This window comes from Pantoea sp. X-Soil-OKNW-556, assembly GCF_059730695.1.
Genome location: NZ_AP035990.1, coordinates 1,341,300 through 1,361,809 on the forward strand (window position 1 = coordinate 1,341,300; position 20,510 = coordinate 1,361,809).

21 protein-coding genes and 1 riboswitch are annotated in these 20,510 nt (G+C 57.1%); of the genes, 14 read left to right on the forward strand and 7 right to left on the reverse strand.

The genetic code is table 11. The features are described from left to right. The first annotated feature begins 2 nt into the window (after positions 1-2). Positions 3-138: riboswitch (molybdenum cofactor riboswitch) on the forward strand. The 7 genes from moaA (at position 128) to AC6I8T_RS06150 (ending at position 4,744) form a co-directional block, all read left to right on the forward strand. Next, the gene (gene moaA, locus AC6I8T_RS06120) at positions 128-1,114 is read left to right on the forward strand and encodes a GTP 3',8-cyclase MoaA (RefSeq protein WP_415173763.1); all 987 of its coding nucleotides are present in this window, start codon (positions 128-130) and stop codon (positions 1,112-1,114) included. (Overlaps the previous riboswitch by 11 nt.) A gap of 16 nt (positions 1,115-1,130) precedes the next feature. Next, the gene (gene moaB / locus AC6I8T_RS06125; protein WP_021182458.1) at positions 1,131-1,646 is read left to right on the forward strand and encodes a molybdenum cofactor biosynthesis protein B; all 516 of its coding nucleotides are present in this window, start codon (positions 1,131-1,133) and stop codon (positions 1,644-1,646) included. A gap of 2 nt (positions 1,647-1,648) precedes the next feature. Further along, positions 1,649-2,134 carry a cyclic pyranopterin monophosphate synthase MoaC gene (gene moaC, locus AC6I8T_RS06130; RefSeq protein WP_021182459.1) on the forward strand — a complete coding sequence of 162 codons (486 nt, stop codon included), beginning with the start codon at positions 1,649-1,651 and terminating at the stop codon, positions 2,132-2,134. Then, entirely contained in the window at positions 2,127-2,372 is a 246-nt protein-coding gene (moaD, locus tag AC6I8T_RS06135; RefSeq protein WP_021182460.1) for a molybdopterin synthase sulfur carrier subunit, read from the forward strand. Before moaC ends, moaD begins: the two co-directional genes overlap by 8 nt. A gap of 2 nt (positions 2,373-2,374) precedes the next feature. Next, complete coding sequence (gene moaE, locus AC6I8T_RS06140) at positions 2,375-2,827, forward strand: molybdopterin synthase catalytic subunit MoaE (RefSeq protein WP_021182461.1); 453 nt, start codon at positions 2,375-2,377, stop codon at positions 2,825-2,827. Between the two features lie 14 nt (positions 2,828-2,841). Beyond that, positions 2,842-3,939 (forward strand): DUF1615 domain-containing protein, encoded by a 1,098-nt coding sequence (locus tag AC6I8T_RS06145; RefSeq protein ID WP_208725049.1) that lies wholly within the window; start codon positions 2,842-2,844, stop codon positions 3,937-3,939. Between the two features lie 97 nt (positions 3,940-4,036). Next, positions 4,037-4,744, forward strand: a complete 708-nt coding sequence (locus AC6I8T_RS06150; protein WP_013508359.1) for a Bax inhibitor-1/YccA family protein — start codon at positions 4,037-4,039, stop codon at positions 4,742-4,744. A gap of 61 nt (positions 4,745-4,805) precedes the next feature. Here the strand turns inward: AC6I8T_RS06150 and AC6I8T_RS06155 are convergent, their stop codons facing one another. The 3 genes from AC6I8T_RS06155 to AC6I8T_RS06165 are packed head-to-tail and all read right to left on the reverse strand — an operon-like array spanning position 4,806 to position 7,800. Further along, a complete protein-coding gene (locus AC6I8T_RS06155; protein WP_208725050.1) occupies positions 4,806-5,798 on the reverse strand; it encodes a lysylphosphatidylglycerol synthase domain-containing protein in 993 nt (330 codons plus the stop codon). After that, positions 5,798-7,042, reverse strand: coding sequence for a cardiolipin synthase ClsB (clsB, locus tag AC6I8T_RS06160; RefSeq protein WP_208725051.1), 1,245 nt, complete (start codon positions 7,040-7,042; stop codon positions 5,798-5,800). Before clsB ends, AC6I8T_RS06155 begins: the two co-directional genes overlap by 1 nt. Further along, positions 7,039-7,800, reverse strand: coding sequence for an endonuclease/exonuclease/phosphatase family protein (locus AC6I8T_RS06165; protein WP_208725052.1), 762 nt, complete (start codon positions 7,798-7,800; stop codon positions 7,039-7,041). Before AC6I8T_RS06165 ends, clsB begins: the two co-directional genes overlap by 4 nt. 176 nt (positions 7,801-7,976) lie before the next feature. Between AC6I8T_RS06165 and AC6I8T_RS06170 the strand changes: the two genes are divergently transcribed. The 4 genes from AC6I8T_RS06170 to AC6I8T_RS06185 all read left to right on the forward strand — a co-directional run bounded on the left by AC6I8T_RS06170 (position 7,977) and on the right by AC6I8T_RS06185 (position 12,169). After that, complete coding sequence (locus AC6I8T_RS06170; RefSeq protein ID WP_013508363.1) at positions 7,977-8,369, forward strand: YbhQ family protein; 393 nt, start codon at positions 7,977-7,979, stop codon at positions 8,367-8,369. A 201-nt stretch (positions 8,370-8,570) separates the two neighbouring features. Beyond that, positions 8,571-9,926, forward strand: a complete 1,356-nt coding sequence (gene rhlE / locus AC6I8T_RS06175; RefSeq protein WP_021182466.1) for an ATP-dependent RNA helicase RhlE — start codon at positions 8,571-8,573, stop codon at positions 9,924-9,926. A 4-nt stretch (positions 9,927-9,930) separates the two neighbouring features. Then, entirely contained in the window at positions 9,931-10,887 is a 957-nt protein-coding gene (dusC, locus tag AC6I8T_RS06180; protein WP_036624493.1) for a tRNA dihydrouridine(16) synthase DusC, read from the forward strand. A 76-nt stretch (positions 10,888-10,963) separates the two neighbouring features. Further along, on the forward strand, positions 10,964-12,169 hold the full coding sequence (locus AC6I8T_RS06185; RefSeq protein WP_208725053.1) for an MFS transporter: 1,206 nt from the start codon (positions 10,964-10,966) through the stop codon (positions 12,167-12,169). Between the two features lie 47 nt (positions 12,170-12,216). Here the strand turns inward: AC6I8T_RS06185 and AC6I8T_RS06190 are convergent, their stop codons facing one another. Further along, positions 12,217-13,827 carry an inorganic phosphate transporter gene (locus AC6I8T_RS06190; protein WP_208725054.1) on the reverse strand — a complete coding sequence of 537 codons (1,611 nt, stop codon included), beginning with the start codon at positions 13,825-13,827 and terminating at the stop codon, positions 12,217-12,219. 164 nt (positions 13,828-13,991) lie between these two features. On the opposite strand from AC6I8T_RS06190, the gene AC6I8T_RS06195 reads away from it, so the two are divergent. Beyond that, positions 13,992-15,017: a CorA family divalent cation transporter gene (locus AC6I8T_RS06195; RefSeq protein WP_208725055.1), complete on the forward strand. Its 1,026-nt coding sequence runs from the start codon at positions 13,992-13,994 to the stop codon at positions 15,015-15,017. Between the two features lie 133 nt (positions 15,018-15,150). Here the strand turns inward: AC6I8T_RS06195 and AC6I8T_RS06200 are convergent, their stop codons facing one another. Both AC6I8T_RS06200 and AC6I8T_RS06205 read right to left on the reverse strand, forming a co-directional pair. Continuing rightward, a complete protein-coding gene (locus tag AC6I8T_RS06200; protein ID WP_021182472.1) occupies positions 15,151-16,215 on the reverse strand; it encodes a L,D-transpeptidase family protein in 1,065 nt (354 codons plus the stop codon). 187 nt (positions 16,216-16,402) lie between these two features. Next, positions 16,403-18,217 carry a glycoside hydrolase family 15 protein gene (locus AC6I8T_RS06205; RefSeq protein ID WP_208725056.1) on the reverse strand — a complete coding sequence of 605 codons (1,815 nt, stop codon included), beginning with the start codon at positions 18,215-18,217 and terminating at the stop codon, positions 16,403-16,405. A 118-nt stretch (positions 18,218-18,335) separates the two neighbouring features. On the opposite strand from AC6I8T_RS06205, the gene AC6I8T_RS06210 reads away from it, so the two are divergent. Then, the gene (locus AC6I8T_RS06210; protein WP_208725057.1) at positions 18,336-19,118 is read left to right on the forward strand and encodes an SDR family oxidoreductase; all 783 of its coding nucleotides are present in this window, start codon (positions 18,336-18,338) and stop codon (positions 19,116-19,118) included. Here the strand turns inward: AC6I8T_RS06210 and AC6I8T_RS06215 are convergent. Next, the gene (locus AC6I8T_RS06215; RefSeq protein WP_021182475.1) at positions 19,115-19,690 is read right to left on the reverse strand and encodes a DedA family protein; all 576 of its coding nucleotides are present in this window, start codon (positions 19,688-19,690) and stop codon (positions 19,115-19,117) included. The two genes, AC6I8T_RS06210 and AC6I8T_RS06215, sit on opposite strands and share 4 nt — an antisense overlap. A gap of 167 nt (positions 19,691-19,857) precedes the next feature. Between AC6I8T_RS06215 and AC6I8T_RS06220 the strand changes: the two genes are divergently transcribed. Next, positions 19,858-20,445: a Yip1 family protein gene (locus tag AC6I8T_RS06220; protein WP_036624497.1), complete on the forward strand. Its 588-nt coding sequence runs from the start codon at positions 19,858-19,860 to the stop codon at positions 20,443-20,445. The last annotated feature ends 65 nt before the right edge of the window (positions 20,446-20,510 follow it).

Here is a 20,510-nt window from a genome sequence, read left to right on the forward strand (position 1 = left end):
GAATGGACAACATACACTCAAAGCCTGATTGCCTAAGTCCTCCGGATAGGGTGTTCAGGCCGCAGCCCCGAGCTGCCAGGGTGCAGAAAGAAATGCCTGCATCTCCCGTATTTGGAAAGGTGTTCAGGTGTCACAATTTACTGATGCATATGCGCGCAGCTTTTATTATCTGCGCCTGTCGGTCACGGACGTGTGTAACTTCCGTTGTACCTATTGCCTGCCCGATGGCTACAAACCGCAGGGTACGCGCAATAAAAGTTTTCTCTCGCTGGATGAGATCCGCCGCGTGACGCGTGCCTTTGCGGCCGCGGGCACTGAAAAAGTGCGTCTGACCGGTGGTGAGCCCTCTTTACGTCGTGATTTCACCGAAATTATCGCTGCGGTGCGGGAAAATGCTGCCATCCGCCAAATCGCGGTGACCACCAACGGCTATCGGCTGGCGCGTGATGTGCGTGACTGGCGTGCTGCCGGGCTGACCTCAATCAATGTCAGCGTCGATAGCCTTGATGCCCGCCAGTTTCATGCCATCACCGGTCAGGACAAATTTCATCAGGTCATGGCCGGGATTGATGCCGCGTTTGAGGCGGGTTTCAGCAAGGTCAAAGTCAACAGCGTGCTGATGCGTGATATCAACAGCCACAGTCTCGATACCTTTTTACAGTGGATCCGCACACGTCCGATTCAGTTACGTTTTATCGAGCTGATGGAAACCGGCGAGGGCAGCGATCTGTTCCGTCGCCAGCACATTTCCGGCGAGGTGATCCGCGATCAACTGCTGATGCAAGGCTGGCAACGTCAGCCGCGCGGGCGCAGCGACGGTCCGGCGCAGGTGTTTCGCCATCCGGACTATCTCGGCGAAGTCGGTCTGATCATGCCATATGAAAAAGATTTCTGTGCCAGCTGCAATCGCCTGCGTGTTTCGGCGATCGGCAACCTGCATCTGTGCCTGTTTGGCGAGGGGGGCATTCCGCTGCGCGATCTGCTGGCTTCCGATCAACAGCAGGATGAGTTACAGGCGCGTATCGCCTTAAGCCTCGGGCAGAAAAAGCAGACGCATTTTCTGCATCAGGGCAACACCGGTATTACCCAAAATCTTTCCTTCATTGGTGGCTGACAAAGGAGTTATGGCCATGAGCAAACTTTCCGGCGACTTTGTTGCCCTTAATGTGGCGGTGATGACGGTGTCTGACAACCGTGATGCCGCCAATGACACCTCTGGTGATTACCTGCGTGAAGCACTGAGCGAAGCCGGGCATCAGGTGGTGGATCACGCGATTGTCGCGGATAACCGTTATCGCATCCGCGCCACGGTATCGCGCTGGATAGCCAGTGAAGATGTCCAGGTGGTGATCATCAATGGTGGTACCGGTTTTAACAGCAAAAACAGCACGCCTGAAGCGCTGCTGCCGCTGTTTGACCGGGAGATTGAGGGATTTGGCGAGCTGTTCCGCATGATCTCGTACGAAGAGATCGGCAGTGCCACGTTGCAGTCGCGTGCAGTCGCGGGTATGGCGAATGAGACGCTGATTTTTGCCGTACCCGGATCCGGTAATGCCTGCCGCAGCGCGTGGGAACGCATCATTGCCGATCAACTGGATGCACGCACTCGCCCGTGTAATTTTGTCTCACATTTGAAGAAGTTGTAAGTATGTCCTCGTTAACCCATATCAATGCCGCCGGTGAAGCCCATATGGTTGATGTCTCCGGCAAAACCGAAACGGTACGCGAAGCCCAGGCAGAAGCGCTGGTGCTGATGCAACCGGCAACGCTGCAAATGATCATCGATGGCAGCCATCACAAAGGTGATGTCTTTGCCACTGCCCGCATCGCGGGGATTCAGGCGGCAAAACGCACCTGGGAACTGATCCCACTGTGTCATCCGCTGATGCTGAGCAAAGTTGAGGTGACGCTGGTTGCTGAACCCGAGCATAGCCGGGTACGCGTCACTTCACGCTGCCGCCTGACCGGCAAAACCGGCGTCGAGATGGAAGCCCTCACGGCGGCTTCAGTGGCGGCGCTGACGATCTATGACATGTGCAAAGCGGTGCAAAAAGACATCGTTATCGACCAGGTACGTTTGCTGAGCAAAAGCGGCGGCAAATCCGGTGATTTTCAGGCGGTGTCCCATGATTAAGGTGCTGTTTTTTGCTCAGGTGCGTGAACTGACCGGCACCAGCGCGCTGGAGTTATCGCCGGAATATGCCGATGTGGCGGCCCTGCGCAGTGCGCTGGCGACGAAAAATGATCGTTGGGCGTTGGCGCTGGAATCCGGGAAATTGCTGGCGGCGGTCAATCAAACCCTGGTACCGATGAGTCATCCGTTGCGCGCCGGTGATGAAGTGGCCTTTTTCCCGCCAGTGACCGGGGGGTGATGATGGAAACCCGTATTCGCGTCGGCAGCGCAGCCTTTAGCGTGGCCGAGGAGTATGCCTGGCTGTCTGCCCATGACAGCGATGGCGCTGTGGTGACCTTCACCGGGAAGGTGCGTAATCATAATCTTGGTGACAGCGTGGCGGCCTTGACGCTGGAACATTACCCCGGCATGACGGAAAAAGCGCTGACGGAAATTGTCGACGAAGCACGTCAACGCTGGGCGCTGCAACAGGTTTCGGTGATCCACCGTATTGGAGAACTGTTTCCTGGTGAGGAAATTGTATTTGTCGGCGTCAGCAGCGCGCATCGCAGCAGCGCGTTTGCCGCAGCGGAATTTATTATGGATTACCTGAAAACCCGTGCGCCGTTCTGGAAACGTGAGGCGACGGCACAGGGCGATCGCTGGGTGGATGCGCGCGATAGCGACCATCAGGCGGCAGAACGCTGGAAATAACGTAAAGGAACCCGATGGAAGCGACTGTAATACTCAAGCGTGCAGCGCTGTTGGCGGTACTGGTGCTGGCGGGATGTACCAGCAGCAAAAAGCAACCCGAGGCACCGGTTCGCCAACCTGGGGATGTGAAAGCACAAATCCGTCAGTTATTGCCCAGCCACGTTACGCAGAAAGCGGACTGGGCTGATGATATTTATACCGCCTTCCGCACTCAGCAAATCGATCCCAGCGTCAGCAACCTGTGCGCGGTGATCGCGGTGGCCGATCAGGAATCGAACTTCAGCGCCGATGCGGTGGTGCCGGGCCTGCCAAAAATCGCCTGGGCTGAGATCAACCGGCGTGCGGGCAAGCTTTATATCCCGGCCTTCGCGGTACGCACGGCATTGCAGATCAACTCTCCCACCGGTGAAAGCTACGCGGCGCGCCTCGACAAAGTGCGCAGCGAGAAAGAGCTGAGCGCCATTTTTGATGACTTCATCGATATGGTGCCGCTGGGACAAAAACTGTTTGGCAACCTTAACCCGATTCATACCGGCGGTCCGATGCAGGTCAGCATCGCTTTCGCCGAAGCGCACGCCAAAGGCTATCCGTGGCCGGTGGAGGGTTCGATTCGTCGTGAAGTCTTTACCCGACACGGTGGTATGTATTTTGGCATCATGCATTTGCTGGGATACCCGGCGGATTACTCACAGCCGCTGTATCGCTTCGCTGACTTTAACGCCGGTTGGTATGCCAGTCGCAATGCCGCTTTTCAGGCGGCTGTGGCGCGTGCCAGCGGGATCAAACTGGCGCTCGATGGCGATCTGATTCAATACGGCAGCGATGCCGCTGGGGCGACAGAACTCGCGGTGCGCAGCCTGAGTAAGCAGCTGGACATGAGCCAACGCGAAATCCGTCGCGATCTGGAGAAGGGCGAAAAGCCTGAGTTCAGCACTAGCGTATTATGGAAACAGGTGTTCACGCTGGCGGATAAAATGGCGGGTAAACGTCTGCCGCGCGAAATGTTGCCGGGTATTAAGCTGGAAAGCCCGAAAATCACCCGTAACCTGACCACCGCTTGGTTTGCTCAGCGCGTGGATGGCCGTTATCAACAGTGTTTGACGCGCCGTTGACGCGGCAAGTTATAGGCTCCAAACTTACAGAGTTTGTTTAACAACTAAACCCGCGCGATAAATCGCGCCGCAACATGAATCCATTGAGAGGTGCATCATGGACCGATATCCACGTAACGATTCAATCGTGCAGCAGGCCTCCGCCGGGCTGCAAACCTATATGGCGCAGGTGTATGGCTGGATGACCTGTGGTTTGCTGCTGACCGCGTTCGTCTCCTGGTTCGCGGCGCGCACGCCTGCGGTGATGGAGTTGGTGTTTGCTAACCGCATCACCTTCTTCGGTCTGATCATCGCCCAGCTGGCGGTGGTGTTTGTGCTGTCCGGAATGGTGCATCGTCTGAGTGGGGCGCTGGCGACGGCGTTATTTATGCTCTATTCGGCGCTGACCGGCCTGACGCTCGCCAGTATTTTTCTGGTCTACACCTATTCGTCAATCGCCAGCACCTTCTTTGTCACCGCCGGGATGTTTGGTGCTATGAGTTTTTATGGCTATACCACCAAACGCGATCTCAGCCGTTTCGGTAGCCTGCTGTTTATGGCGTTGATTGGAATTTTGCTGGCGTCGCTGGTGAACTTCTGGCTGAAAAGCCCGGCGTTGATGTGGGCGATTACCTATATCGGCGTCGTGGTGTTTGTTGGCCTGACGGCATATGACACCCAGAAACTGAAAGCCATTGGCGAGACGGTGGATGTGAATGACAAAGAGAATCTGCGTCGTCTCTCCATTATGGGTGCGCTGACGCTGTATCTCGACTTTATCAACCTGTTCCTGATGCTGCTGCGTATTTTCGGTAACCGCCGTTAACCCCCCACCGTAGCGGCACGATTTATCGTGCGCTTTTACGCCTGCGCGATAAATCGTGCCGCTACGATGATGTACCGTTTTCTGACGGTGTCGGTTTTGCCATCTTCCGTTCATTCTTCTGCCGTAAATGCCGGGCGCGGCTCTCCAGCCACAGGTACAACACCAGCGCCAGCAGCAGCGGCAAAATAAAATACAGCACACGATAGGCCAGCAGCGCGGCAATAATGGTGCCGTGTGACGTACCCTGACCACTCAGTAGCGCCAGAAATACTGCTTCCAACACGCCGATCCCGGCGGGGATATGAATAATCACCCCGGCGATACTGCTGATCAGCAACACCCCCAGCACCTGCGGATAACCCACCTGTTGTGCCAGCAACAACCAGATAATCGCCCCCATCACCATCCAGTTGGCGCAGGACACCGCGAATTGAAACAGCGCCATGCGCAGCGAGGGGAGTTGCAGGTGCTGGCCTTTTATTGTCCAGTGACGTCGTTTGGCAAAGGCGCAGGCCCACAGATAGATCGCGACCAACACCAACAACGCGCCGCCGATCAGTCGCAGGGTGTTTTCGCCGATAAACCAACCCGCGGGAAGGGGAACCATGCCCGCCACAAATACCACACCCGCCAGCAAAATGTAGCCCAGCCAGTTGGTGGCGATGCTCAGCGAGAAAATGCGGGTGATGGTGCCGCCGGGTAAACCCAGTCGCGAATAAAGGCGATAGCGCATAGCTACGCCACCGACCCAGGTACTGAGCGTCAGATTGAATGCATAACAGATAAACGACACCAGCATCACCTGACGTTTAGCCAGTTTATGGCCGCAGTAAGCGCGGCCAATCAAATCATACAGGCCATAGGTCAGGTAGCTGATAACAACCAGCGCCACCGCGCTGAACACCAGCGTGCGGTTGTAGTTGACGATCACCTGATAAACGTCATCCCAGTTTACCTGGCGGGCATACACCACCAGCAGCACCAGCACGGCAATAAAAAATAACCCGGTAAGGATTTTCTTCACGCGCTGCCAGCGCGAATGTTTTTTACTCATCAGGGTCTGGCTCCTTTGTTTTCGGCCTCAACGCGATCCTGGGTTTCCATCTCCGGTTGTACTGGGGGAACAACCTGCGCCAGCCGGGGCGTATGGGCGGGTAACCATCCGGCAATCGCCGGGAAGTGACGTAAGAAGTGGAAGACCAGCACGCTTTTGGTCAGGTGCCACCAGGTACGCGGTGGCAGCTTATCGCCCTCAACCCGTTCGCAATCCTCGCGTAGCAACTGCTCAAGGTTTTCCCGCAGCGTTTGGTTAAAGGCGCGGTCATGCACCATCAGGTTGGCTTCCAGATTGAGTGACAAGCTGAGCGGGTCGAGATTACTGGAACCGACGGTTGACCACTGCTGATCCTGCACCGCGATCTTGCCATGCAATGGACGACGGCAATATTCGTACACCTCGACACCGCCATCGACCAGATAGTTGTACAGCATCTCAGCGCCCACTTTGACAATCGGCATATCCGGCTCGCCCTGGACGATCAACCGTATCCGCACGCCACGACGCGCGGCATGGCGCATCGCACGCAGCAAACGATAACCGGGGAAGAAATAGGCGTTGGCGATGATCACATCCTGTTTGGCTTTGCGCAGCATGTCGAGGTAGTGCTGTTCGATATCATCACGATGGCCGTCGTTGTCGCGAAAGACGAACAACACCTGCGCATCACCCGGCAGGGCATTCAGCACCGGACGATGCGAACGATGGCCCCACCAGCGGCGGGTCACCTGTTCGCTGCCGATGGCTTGTTGCACGTAGCGCGCAATATCCAACACCACCGGACCTTTGACTTCAACGGCGTAATCCTGTTTGGCCTCCGGGCCAAAGTCGGTGTTATGTTCGGCAGAGAAATTGATGCCGCCCACGAAGGCGATGACCTCATCAATGACCACGATCTTGCGGTGCAGGCGCCGGAACAGGTTGGTGCGCATCCCCAGCACCAGCGGGCGCGGATCAAAATAGATAAAACGCACGCCCGCAGCGGTCAGGCTATTGACGTAGCTGTCTGACAGGTCCGGTGAGCCGTAGCCGTCCACCATCACTTCAACCCTGACGCCGCGCTGCGCCGCCGCCAACAATTCGCGATGCAACGCATTACCGACCTGATCCTCAAACAGGATAAAGGTTTCCAGTAGCAAGGTGCGTTCGGCGCGCTGGATGGCACCAAAGACGCGTGGAAAGAAGGCCTCGCCATTTTCCAGCAGGTGGAGTTGGTTACCGTCACGCCAGCTAAAATTCATAACACCACCTCGACTGCCAGTGGCGCATGGTCTGACAAATGCGACCAGGGTTTTACCGGCAGCGCCCACGGCTGGCTGATGGTGGCATTGCGGATATAGATGCGGTCCAGGCGCAGCAACGGAAAACGTGCCGGGAAAGTGCGCGCCGGGCGACCATTCTTTATGCTGAACACTTCATCCAGTCCGGCATGGCGTTTAAGGTATTTGTTGGCCCGAACCTGCCAGTCATTAAAATCACCTGCTACCACCAGCGGCGCATCGGGTGGTAGCGAGGCGATCATCTCGCACATCATGCGCAACTGAGCGCGACGATGCGGCTCGCGTAGACCGAGATGCACGCAAATCACATGCAGCGGCTGCCTTTGCCCCGGCAGGCTGATTTTGCAGTGCAACATGCCGCGCTTTTCACCTCCGGCAACAGAAATATCGCGATTTTCATACTCAACGATCGGAAAACGTGACAATATCGCGTTCCCGTGATGTCCTTCAGGGTACACCGCGTTGCGGCCATAGGCATAATCGTGCCACATGGTGTCGGCGATAAACTCGTAATGTGAAGTTTCCGGCCAGTTTTCAATGTGTAAGGCGTGGATGGCGTGGGTGCCCATCACCTCTTGCAGGAAGACAATATCGGCCGAAGTCGCCCGTGCAGCATCGCGCAATTCCGGCAGGATAAAGCGACGGTTGAAGCTGGTGAACCCTTTGTGGGTATTGATGGTCAGGACTTTTATCGAAAATCCTTGTGTATTTTGTGTCATACTGCGACGCGCTCCTTTTCATCATCAACCGGATAAAGTGTAGTCTTTGTCACAAATGGAAGGCGAAGGGAGCAGAAAATTAGGGTGTTATCCGAAATTTGCCTTACATTGAGGAAATCTGTCTGGCCGCGGCCAGATACACTTGGGCGATCTGTTGGGTCTGCCAGGAGAAGAGAATGAAATGGTCTAATCGTGTTCAGATTGTTACCGGACAAACCTGCGTTCATATTGCGATGCACCTGCTGGTGATTGCCGCGCTGGTCTGGGGCTGGAAACATAAGGCGCTGGTTGAAGTGAGCAGTACCCTGGTGGCGGCCTACGTTGTGGTGTTTATCACCATGCTGGTCACACAGCGTAGTGCCCGTTTGCGTATGCTAGGCGACTCTCTGGAAGAAGTGACCACCACTTACTACTTTGGAGCGGCAATGCTGACGCTGTTCCTGGTGTCACGCATCATCCATAACAACCTGCTGCTGGGCTGCCTTGGTGTGGTCATGCTGGTGGGACCGGCGCTGGTTTCCCTGCTGGCGAAAGAACCTGCGCAGCGCGTGCAGAAGAAACGCAGTTAACTGATGGTAGCGGCGCGATTTATCGCGCTGTTTTTTTTTACAGTCGATTATCGCGCAATGCTGGCTGAAAGCTGCTACACTGCCGCCCTTACGCATGGTAGTTTGTGCCCTTTTCACACGTAGGCTTTAGGCTTGCGTCATATCCCCCCTGAAAACTACATCGCAAACTGCGGTCAGGGCGGTTCGGAGTAATACACCTGCATGTCTTTTGACTCTCTCGGCTTGAATGCCGATATTTTGCGTGCGGTAGCGGAACAGGGCTATCGTGAACCGACGCCAATCCAGCGTCAGGCTATTCCCGTGGTGTTGGCTGGTCGTGACCTGCTGGCGAGCGCCCAGACCGGCACCGGCAAAACCGCCGGTTTTACGCTGCCCTTGTTACAGCGTCTGTCAGCAAAAGATGCACCCGCGCGCGGACGTCGCCCGGTGCGTGCGCTGATCCTCACGCCAACCCGTGAACTGGCCGCTCAGGTCGGTGAAAACGTACGTGATTACAGCCAATACCTTAACCTGCGTTCGCTGGTGGTATTTGGCGGCGTCAGCATTAACCCGCAAATGATGAAACTGCGTGGCGGCGTAGATGTGCTGGTGGCAACACCGGGCCGTCTGCTCGACCTGGCGCATCAGAATGCCGTCGATCTGTCCCATGTGGAAATCCTGGTGCTGGATGAAGCAGACCGCATGCTGGATATGGGCTTTATCCACGATATCCGCCGCGTGCTGGCGAAACTGCCTGCCAAACGTCAGAACCTGCTGTTCTCTGCCACCTTCTCCGACGAGATCAAGTCGCTGGCGGAAAAGCTGTTGAATAACCCGGAGCAGGTGGAAGTGGCTCGCCGCAACACCGCGTCTGAGCAGGTTTCGCAGCAGGTGCATTTCGTTGATAAAAAACGTAAACGTGAGCTGCTGTCGCTGATGATTGGTCGCGACAACTGGCAGCAGGTGCTGGTGTTTACCCGTACTAAACACGGCGCCAACCATCTGGCTGAACAGCTGAATAAAGATGGCATCACCGCTGCGGCAATCCACGGCAATAAAAGCCAGGGGGCGCGTACCCGTGCGCTGGCTGATTTCAAAACCGGTGGCATCCGTGTGCTGGTGGCGACCGACATCGCTGCGCGTGGCCTTGATATCGAAGAGCTGCCGCATGTGGTGAACTATGAACTGCCGAACGTGGCGGAAGATTATGTACACCGTATCGGCCGTACCGGTCGTGCCGCCGCGACCGGTGCTGCACTGTCACTGGTGTGCGTTGACGAGCACAAGCTGTTACGTGATATCGAACGTCTGCTGAAGCGTGAAATTCCGCGCATTGCGTTGCCTGGTTTTGATCCGGATCCGAGCATCAAAGCGGAGCCGATCCAGAATGGCCGCCAGCAGCAACAGCAGCGCGGTGGTCGTGGCCGTGGTCCGGCAGCGGGCGGTAATCCGCGTCCTCAGGGTGAGGGCCGTGCGCCACGTCCACAGGGCGAAAACCGTGCACCGCGCCGTCAGGGTCAGGATGGCAAACCGGCGCGCTCACGCCGTCCGGCGGCCAGCAAAAGCGGTAATCACTAAGGCGATGCGGGTTTTACTGGCGCCGATGGAGGGCGTGCTCGATTCGCTGGTGCGCGAGCTGCTCTCCGAAGTGAATGATTACGATCTGTGCATCACCGAGTTTTTGCGCGTGGTCGATCAACTGCTGCCGGTAAAATCTTTCCATCGTCTCTGCCCGGAACTGCAACATCAAAGCCGCACGCCGTCCGGTACGCGTGTGCGGCTGCAATTGTTGGGGCAATATCCTGAGTGGCTGGCAGAAAACGCCGCGCGTGCGGTGGAGCTTGGCTCCTGGGGTGTTGACCTCAACTGCGGTTGCCCGTCGAAGCTGGTTAACGGCAGCGGCGGCGGGGCGACGTTGCTGAAAGATCCTGAACTGATTTATCGCGGCGCGAAAGCGATGCGGGAAGCGGTACCGGATCACCTGCCCGTCACGGTCAAAGTGCGTCTCGGCTGGGATTCCAGCGAACGGCGTTTTGAGATTGCCGATGCGGTGCAGCAGGCGGGGGCCAGCGAGCTGGTGGTGCACGGTCGCACCAAAGAAGAAGGCTACCGCGCCGAAAGCATTAACTGGCAGGCGATTGGTGAAATCCGTCAGCGACTGCGGATTCCGGTGATTGCCAATGGCGAAATCTGGAACTGGCAGGATGCGCAGGATTGCCTGCGTATCACCGGTTGCGATGCGGTGATGCTGGGACGCGGCGCGCTCAATGTGCCCAATCTGAGTCGCGTAGTGAAGTACAACGAAGCTCCGATGGCGTGGACCGATGTGGTCGCGTTGTTACAGAAGTACACCCGGCTGGAAAAGCAGGGTGATACCGGTTTGTATCATGTGGCGCGAATCAAGCAGTGGCTGGGTTATCTGCGCAAGGCATATCACCAGGCGGATGGGCTGTTCAGTGAAATCCGCACCTTAAAAGTCTCGGCTGACATCGCGGCGGCAATTGAACGCCACGCCCAACGTTGCATTAACCAGACATAAAAAAATCCGCGACCCGTTAGCAGGCTAAGGGTATAGTAGTGCTTCAACTTCACCCAGTTACGCAACGCCACCGCACATGTCTGACGCCGCTGTACTGAGTAATGCTCAGTTAAATAAACGCATTGTTTCCGTCCTGATTTTCACCTTTTTTTGCTATCTCTCCGTAGGTCTGCCGTTGGCGGTGCTGCCGGGATTCGTGCATAACCAGCTCGGTTTTAGCTCGTTTGTGGCGGGTCTGATTATCAGCGTTCAATATTTCGCTACCTTAATGAGCCGTCCACACTCCGGTCGTCTGGCAGATCGCTTTGGTCCCAAACGCGTGGTGATGCTCGGCCTGATCTGCTGTGGTATGAGCGGCGTGTTGTCGATTGTCGCTGCCCTTTGCCGTGATATACCGCTTCTCAGCCTGCTGTTGCTGGCGTTGGGGCGCGTCTTTCTTGGTGTCGGTGAGAGTTTCAGCAGCACCGGTTCTACCCTGTGGGGCATGAATATTGTCGGACCGCTGCAAACCGCGCGCGTCATCTCATGGAACGGTGTGGCAACCTATTTCGCGATGGCGATTGGCGCACCGCTCGGCGTGTTGCTGAATCAGTGGTTCGGCATCAGTGGCTTTGCCGGGCTGGTGGCGTTGATGGGTCTTGTGGGATTTGTGCTGGCGTATCAAAAGCCGCCGGTCAGCGTTACGGCGGGGGTGCGTATCCCGTTTCATCGCGTGGTCAGCCGCGTCTGGTTGTTTGGTCTGGCGCTTGGCTTTGGCACCATCGGTTTCGGGGTGATCTCCACCTTTATCACACTTTATTTTGCCAGCCGTGACTGGACCGGCGCGGCCTTCGCATTGACGGTATTCAGCCTCGGTTTTGTCATTGTGCGCCTCGGCTTTGGTCGCTACATCACGCGTTTCGGCGGCCTGAAAGTTTCGCTGGTCTCCTTCGTGCTGGAGTGCGCCGGGCTGGTGCTGATCTGGCAGGCCGACAGTGCCTGGCTGGTGGATGTTGGGGCGTTCCTGACCGGTGCAGGTTTCTCGTTGATTTTCCCGGCGCTCGGCGTGGAAGCGGTGAAGCAGGTGCAGCAGCAGGATCAGGGATCGGCGCTTGGCACCTATTCAGCCTTTCTGGATTTGGGGCTGGGCTTGACTGGCCCGGTAGCGGGATTGCTGATCAGTCACTGGGGGATGCAGTCGGTGTATCTGGCGGCCGCGTTGATGGTGTTGGGCGCGTTCCTGATTACGCTGCGCCTGCAACAACAGCGCGGCCGTCGTTCGGCCGTGCAGACCGCGGGTTAATACTTTTCTGCTCTCCGGCACGGGTGCGCAGACATGGCGAATCACCGTTAAAGATGGATAAACAGGGCGTAAAGCAGCCCGGCAAGAAGTACGGATACCGGCAGCGTCAACACCCACGCGACGGCCAGATTACGTAAGGTCGCGAGCTGCAAACCGGAACGGTTGGCGGCCATCGATCCGGCGACCCCGGAAGAGAGGACATGGGTGGTGGACACCGGCAGACCAAAGCCGTCGGCGGCGCCGATGGTTGCCATCGCCACCAACTCGGCGCTGGCCCCCTGGGCATAATTCAGATGGGTTTTACCGATGCGTTCACCCACCGTCACCACAATACGCCGCCAGCCGACCAGGGTGCCGAGGCCCAGCGCGATGGCGACCACCACTTTTACCCACATCGGGATAAAACGGGTGGCGTTGTCCAGCTCGCGTTTCAGCGCCACCAGGTTGCGTTCCGTCTCTTCCGGCAGCGCCACTTTAGCGCTTTGCAGATGCTTAATCGATTCCGAAGCGAGATACATATCATTACGGGTATTGGTGACTGACTGCGCCGGAATATTCTCCATAGAACCGTAGCGGCGAATCTGATCGCCGATAGCGCCGAGCATCATCCCCAGCGCGGGCAGTACCTGGGGGCGAGGCTGGCCGGTGCGCACAAACTCGGTTAACACCTCGCGTGGTGCCGCGATCTCTGAGGTAGACGAACGTAACGTCAGCAACTGCTGTTCCGTGATCTGCGTTAACGCGGCGACGCGTGGAATCTGGTCTGGCGGCAGTGAGCGGTTGAGGGCATAGGCAATCGGCATGGTGCCGACGAGAATCAGCATAATCAGCCCCATCCCTTTCTGACCGTCATTGGAACCATGCGCAAAGGAGACCCCGGTACAGGTCAGGATCAGCAGACCCCGGATCCACACCGGCGGTGGCTGGTCGTTTTTCGGCGCTTCATACAACTGACGGTTGCGGATCAAGGCTTTCATCGCCAACAGCAACAAGGCGGCACAGATAAAACCGACCATCGGCGACAGCAGCAGCGAATAGCCGACTTTCAGCGCCTGATCCCAGTCCACGCCACTGGTGCCGCTGCGACCATGCAGCAGGGCGTTCGCCACCCCGACACCGATAATCGAACCGATCAACGTATGGGACGATGATGACGGCAGGCCAAAATACCAGGTACCCAGGTTCCAGATAATTGCCGAGAACAGCAGGGCATACACCATGGCAAAGCCATTGCCGCTGCCTGCCTGGAGAATCAACTCCACCGGCAGCAGCGAGATAATGCCAAACGCCACCACGCCGCTCGAGAGCAGTACGCCGAGAAAGTTACAAATGCCGGACCACACCACCGCCACGCCGGGCGTCAGTGAGTGGGTATAGATCACTGTGGCGACAGCGTTGGCGGTATCGTGGAAGCCATTAACGAATTCAAAACCGAGGGCAATCAGCAAGGCCAACCCCAGCAGAAGAAAGGGGGTATAGCTGGTGACGGGCGCGCCGGTATCGGCGACATCGTTAAACAGGTTGAGAGCAGTGAAGGCCAGCCCGGCCAGCACCAGCAGCAGAAAGAGTGCACGGGAAAAGCGGCCGCCGCGCGGGTGTAAATCAGGACGTCCGCCGATCGATGACGACGCTGACGCAGGTAAACTATTTTCGCTCATGGCACACCCCGGTGGTGGATAATGATGCCGGATAGCATCCGATACCCGCAGTGTGATACCGGTTTTGTATGACAGAATGATGATATTGCCGATGGCCTGTCATCTCTCTGTCATCTTGCTGACGCAGGCTGAGTGTCTGACCGCTGCCGGATCTCCTGATTGCTATGCTCCAGCCTGTTCTGCCGCTTACCACGCTGCCCGACTTCAATAACGAAGTGGCCGGGTTGATTCATGGTTATCTGTTCTCGCCCGATTCTCCTCCTCAGCGGCTCAGCGCGCGCGAAGCGTCCCAACTGGCCCGCCAGAGCTTGCCGGAAGCGCATTTCCTCTGGCTGCATATCAACCTGAATCATGCCCGCGCCGAACGTTGGGTGCAGGTCCATTTTGATGTCGACAGTGACTTCTTCGATGAGATTCACTCCGCTTCACCGCGCACCCGCCTGGCACAACAAAACGACGCGCTGTTGGCGGTGCTGAACGATGTCACCTTCAGTCGCGAGGAGCACAGTGCGCAGAATGCGACGCTGTGGATGTGGTGCCGCCCGCAAATCATTGTCAGTGCGCGCTACCGGCCGGTCGGGATGATTGAGCGTATGCATCAGCAACTGGGGCGCTTGTCGTTTGCGCAACCCGATGCGCTGCTGCTGTGGCTGCTGGGCGAGCAGGAAGCGCAACTGGAACAGGTGGTACGGCGTTCCAGCGCGGCGGTGGACGCGATTGAAGAGCGCCTGCTGAGCCAGGCGATCAAAGCCAATCGCAGCGAACTGGGGCGTCTGCGGCGTATGTTATTGCGCATCCAGCGTCTGCTGGCACCCGAACCGGCGGCATTATTTCGTCTGTTGAACCGTCCACCCGGCTGGCTGAAGCGGGAACCGCTGAGTGAGCTACGAATTTTTACCGAAGAGTTCAGCGTGGCGCTAAATGATCTCGCCAGCCTGATGGAGCGGATTCGGTTATTGCAGGAAGAGATCGCCGCCCGCCTGATGGAGCAGAGCAACCGCACGCTGTTTTTACTCACGGTGATCACCGTGCTGGCATTGCCGATCAACATCGTGGCGGGATTTTTTGGTATGAACGTGGGCGGCATTCCGTTGGCGAGCAACCCGCATGGCTTTTTATTGCTGGTATTGCTGGTGCTGGCGTTTACCCTGGTGGCGGGCTGGCTGGCGCTGCGGCGGCCACGGAGTTAATTGGTTGTGCGATAAATCGCGCCGTTACGTTTCGTGCCCCCGTTGTAGCGGCGCGATTTATCGCGCAATGTTTTATGTCAGGCAACAAAAAGCCAGCCCGAGGGCTGGCTTTTTCTCATGATCCACGCAGGGATTACGAGTTGTTATTCGCCGTGGTGCTGTTGGCTGCTGCCGGAGCCGGGATGTTGGCACCCTGTGGGGTCATCGGCTCTTCTTTTGGCATTGCGTTCGGGGTTTCCTGTACCGGGATTGGCGCAGGCATAGCTTCACCCGCCGGGCCATTGATTTTGGTTGGCATACCCGTACGCGCCTGGATAGCGTTGTTGACCGCATCCTGGTTGGTGCTGGCATCCGCAATCACTTTGGTCACCGCCGCCGTCAGCGTAATCGGTACGATTTCGCGTGAGTTGAATTGCTCTTCGGTGGTGGACAGCGGGTTGTGAACTTCCACGTAGCGTGAACCGTCCGGCTCAACAGTGGCTTTCACCGGCTGATCGATAAACTGGACGCGCGTACCAACCGGCACGTTTTTGAACAACCATTTGATGTCGTCAGCACGCAGACGCACGCAACCATGACTTACGCGCAGACCGATACCGAAGTTGGCGTTGGTGCCGTGAATGGCATACAGACGACCAATGTACAGTGCGTACAGGCCCATCGGGTTATCCGGGCCAGCCGGGAATACTTCCGGGATGGATTCGCCGCGTGCCGCGTATTCAGCGTGCATCGCTTTGGTCGGGGTCCAGGTCGGGCCATCTTTCTTACGCTGAACGCTGGTGGTCCAGTTGATCGGGGTATCTTTACCCAGCTCGCCGATACCAATCGGCAGCACCACTACGGTTTTGGTGCCTTTCGGGTAGTAGTAAAGACGCATTTCAGCGCTGTTGATCACAATGCCTTCACGCGGAGCGTCAGGCAGAATCAGCTGCTGTGGGATCACCAGGTTGGTGCCTGCTTTCGGCAGATAGACGTCAACGCCCGGATTGGCTTCCAGCATGTTGCTGAGGCCCATCTGGAACTGAGCGGCAAAGGCTTCCAGCGGAAGTTTGCTGTCTTCAGGTACGGTAACCTGAATATTTTCGCCAATCAGACGACTGTTAGCGGGCGGTAGCGGATAAACCACCGCAAAGGCCGACTGGCTGAACGCCGCCAGTACGAGGGCGAGTGAAGCGAACGCGCGAATGCTCTTTTTCATGTTTTTACAAGTCGTTATAGCCGTATTTCAGGCTTGTCAGTGTGTCGAATCCATCTTGGTCTTAGTGACCCGCTGCGCATTATATGTGCATTGAAGCGGTGATGGGAATCACGATTTTAACAGGTTGAACATACTTTACGTAAATAGCTGTAATAAGCCGTTTATTCAGATTGCCACGGGCCTGATTTCAGGGTTGCCACAGGGTGACTTCACCACTCAGCTTGCGGTTCAGAAAGAACGCCGCACTGATTAACGCCAGATGGGTCAGCGCCTGGGGCATATTACCCAACGCATGACCATGCGGGGTAAATTCTTCGGCATACAGCCCCAGCGGATTGGCGTAACTCAACAATTTTTCAAATTCGAAGTGCGCCTCATGCACCCGACCGGCGCGTGCCAGGCACTCAACATACCAGAACGAACAGGCAGCAAATGATCCTTCACCGCCTTTCAGCGCATCGGCAGGGGTTTCGTTGATGTTGTAGCGACGTACCAGGCCGTCACTCACCAGATGGGTTTTGATCGCGTCCAGCGTCGCCAGCCAGTCTGGATCGGTGGCACCGACAAAACGCACCAGCGGCATCAACAGCATCGAGGCATCGAGAAAGCGGCCATTGCGTGTCGCGGTAAAGTGCCCCAGCTCCGGGTTCCAGAAGTTTTGCCAGATATCATCGCGGATGGCGCTACGCACTCGATCCCAGCGTTCATAGGGCATCGGTAATGAACGTTTCAGGCCGAGGCGCAGGGCGCGATCCAGCGCCACCCAGCACATCAGGCGCGAATGGAGAAAGTGTTGCGGCTCGCCACGCATCTCCCAAATTCCGGCATCGGGCTGCTGCCAGTTATCGCATACGTAATCGATCATGTTGGCAACGTGCTTCCAGCCGCGTTGGGAGATCGCCTCGCCATATTTGTTGGCAAGATAGATGGCGTCCATCAGCTCACCGTAAATATCAAGTTGCGTCTGCCGCCAGGCGTCATTGCCAATGCGCACCGGGCGGGAATTGGCGTAGCCGGAAAGGTTAAGCAGTTCGGTTTCATGCAGCTCGGTGCTGCTATCCAGACGATACATCACCTGCAAATGCGGCGTGTCATCGTGGCTGTGCTCAACACAGCGTCCCACCCAATGGGTAAAACTTTTCGCTTCTTCCACATAACCGAGGCGCATCAGCGCATACATGCTGAACGAGGCGTCACGAATCCACGAGGCGCGATAGTCCCAGTTGCGCTCCCCGCCCAGCTCCTCCGGCAGGCCAAAAGTGGCGGCGGCGGCAATCGAGCCGTGTTGATGGGAGGTCAGCAGTTTCAGTGCCAGCGCCGATCGCGTCACCATCTCCTGCCAGCGCCCCCGGTAAGAACTGTGTCGGCTCCAGCGCCGCCAGTAGTGCAGGGTGTCGCGAAAACAGCGTTCAGTCGCCAGTGTGTCCAGATGGGGATCGTCGTCGCTGCCAAACACAAATTCGGCATGCTCGCCCGCCTGCAAAGTGAAATTGGCGGTGGCGCTATGATTTTCCCGCGTCATCACCACGCTGGCGCTGAGACGTAACGAGGGCTGGCCCTCGGCATGAAAGGCGATGCCGCCAGGCCGCGCTTCGGTGTACGTTTCAGCGCGCGCATAATCATGGCGAGGGGCGCAGAGCAGGTTAAAACGCGCAGAACCGCGCACCATCTTCACCCGGCGTACCAGGCGTGGCAGCTTGCCGCTTTCATCGCAAATCGGCATGTAATCGGTGATTTCCGCGACCCCTTCTTCGCCCAGCCAGCGGGTTTGCAGAATATTGGTATCAGGCAGGTAAAGTTGCTGCTGGCGCGCATTCTTCCATTGCGGGGCCAGTGAGAACAGCCCGGCTTCGTCGCTGTCGAGCAGGGCGCTAAACACCGAGGGGCTGTCGAGCTCGGGCCAGCACAGATAATCGATGGTACCGTCACTGGCGATCAGCGCGCAGGTGCGTAAATCGCCAATCACCCCATGATCCTCAATCTTGCGTTTGATTGCGCTCATCCTGCCTCCGTTACGCCAGTCCGTTGTTAACTATAGCCGAAACGGTATGTGCGGCCGCGGCGGGGCACAGAACGATAACTTCTATACTGTGGAGACACCCTACACACAGGAGAAGGTTATGGCGCTGGTCAAACAGAAAGTGGCGGTGGTCACCGCGTCCGACTCGGGTATCGGGCGCAGTTGTGCGCTGATGCTGGCAGAGGCGGGATATACCCTCGGCATCACCTGGCGTTCAGACGAAGAGGGGGCGCACGAAACGGCGCGCCTGGTGGAGAGCCGGGGCCAGCAGGCGCAGGTGCGGCAACTGGATCTCTCCGACCCGCAGGCTGGAGGTCAACAGTTGGCGCAGTTGATTGCGTCATTGGGGAGAATTGATGTACTGGTCAACAATGCCGGCGTGATGACCAAAGCGGATTTTCTCGAACTCAGCTTTGAGGATTGGCGCAAGGTGTTTAATGTCGATGTGGACGGTGCTTTCGTTTGCGGCCAGATCGCCGCACGCCACATGGTGGATCAAGGCAACGGCGGGCGAATTATCAATATCACCTCGGTGCATGAACATACGCCGCTGCCCGATGCGGCGGCCTATACCGCGGCAAAACATGCGTTAGGCGGGTTAACCAAATCGATGGCGCTCAGCCTGTTACCGCATCAAATCCTGGTCAATGCCGTGGCGCCGGGAGCGATTGCCACGCCGATGAATAATCTGCGTAACGAGGATGCGCGCAGCACGCGGATGCCGGAAATCCCCATCGGGCGACCGGGCGATACGCGTGAGGTCGCCAGCCTGGTGGCCTGGTTGTGCTCAGAATGGGCGACCTACACCACCGGGCAATCCTTTATTGTCGATGGTGGGTTTATGCTGGCAAATCCACAGTTTAAGGGATATCACCACGGCTAATTGGCGCGGCGGCGGTTCCAGCGACGGATAATAAAACGTAGCAGGATGGCAAATCCCACCGCCGCCACCAGCCACAGCAAATGTTTTAAATGTTGATCAAGCTGGTGCAGCCAGGGGGCGACGATCTCACCGGCAAAATACCCCAGGGTGACAAAGATCAGCGCCCAGAGCGCGGCACCAATCACATTCAGCAGGAAAAAACGCAGGGGTTTCAGGCGACTGGTGCCGATGATAATTGGCCCGACGATGCGAAAGCCGTACATGAAACGAACGCCAATCACAAACAGGCTGGGATGGCGTTGGATCAGGTGGTTTGCCTTGCGGATGGTATCCTGATGCTTGCGAAAACGGCGCAGAATGCGGGTGCCGAAACGCCGTCCCAGCCAGAACAGCAACTGGTCGCCAATAATCCCGCCCGCCATCGCTGCCAGCACCACGCCGCCGAAGTGCAGCAATCCCTCGTGCGCCGCCACACCCCCCAACAGGGTGAAGGTTTCCCCTTCGGCGATACAGCCAATCAGCAGTGCCAGGTAGCCGTACTGGCTAATTAATCCGTTGATATCAAGATGCAAAATCCTCCTCCCTGTTGTAAGCAAACCTGGTAACAGTTTACACCTGACGGCGATTTTTTGTGCCGCTTGCCGCAAAAACCGCCGCGCCGATTATACTTGAAGTGAAGCTGCCCGCGCTGCGAGGCGTTGCGTTTCGGGGCAGCCCGTCGCATCAGAGGAGTGATTTTATGAATCATGTCTGGGGACTTCTCGCGCATCCTAACCAAGAAATGCGCGATATCAAGCAGGAAAACGAGAGCGTTTCGCACCATTACACCCACCATGTTCTGCTGATGGCGGCGATCCCGGTGATCTGCGCCTTTATCGGCACCACACAGTTGGGCTGGAATCTGGGCGAAGGGCAATTTGTCCAACTCAACATGCTGACCGGTATCGGGCTAGGCATTCTGTTTTATCTCATCATCTTAGGTGGCGTGGCCGTGATGGGCCGCGTTATTCACTGGATGGCGCGTAACTATCCGCAGCGTCCCAGCATTCAACGTTGTACCGTGTTTGCCGGTTATGTGGCGACGCCGCTGTTTATTAGCGGATTGGTCGCGCTCTATCCTCTGGTGTGGCTGTGCCTGCTGGTGGGTACGCTGGCACTGGTCTACACCGGTTATCTGCTGTTTGTCGGTATTCCGGTGTTCCTCAATATCGATAAAGAAGAGAGTCTGCGCTTTTCCGGCTCGACGCTGGCGATTGGTGTGCTGGTGTTTGAGGTGCTGCTGGCGCTGACGGTAATTCTGTGGGGCTATGGACCGAAGTTGTTCTAGTTGCAACCGGTTCTGATGGACTTATTCGCGCCACACATTGTGGCGCGAATTATTTCCGTGCATCT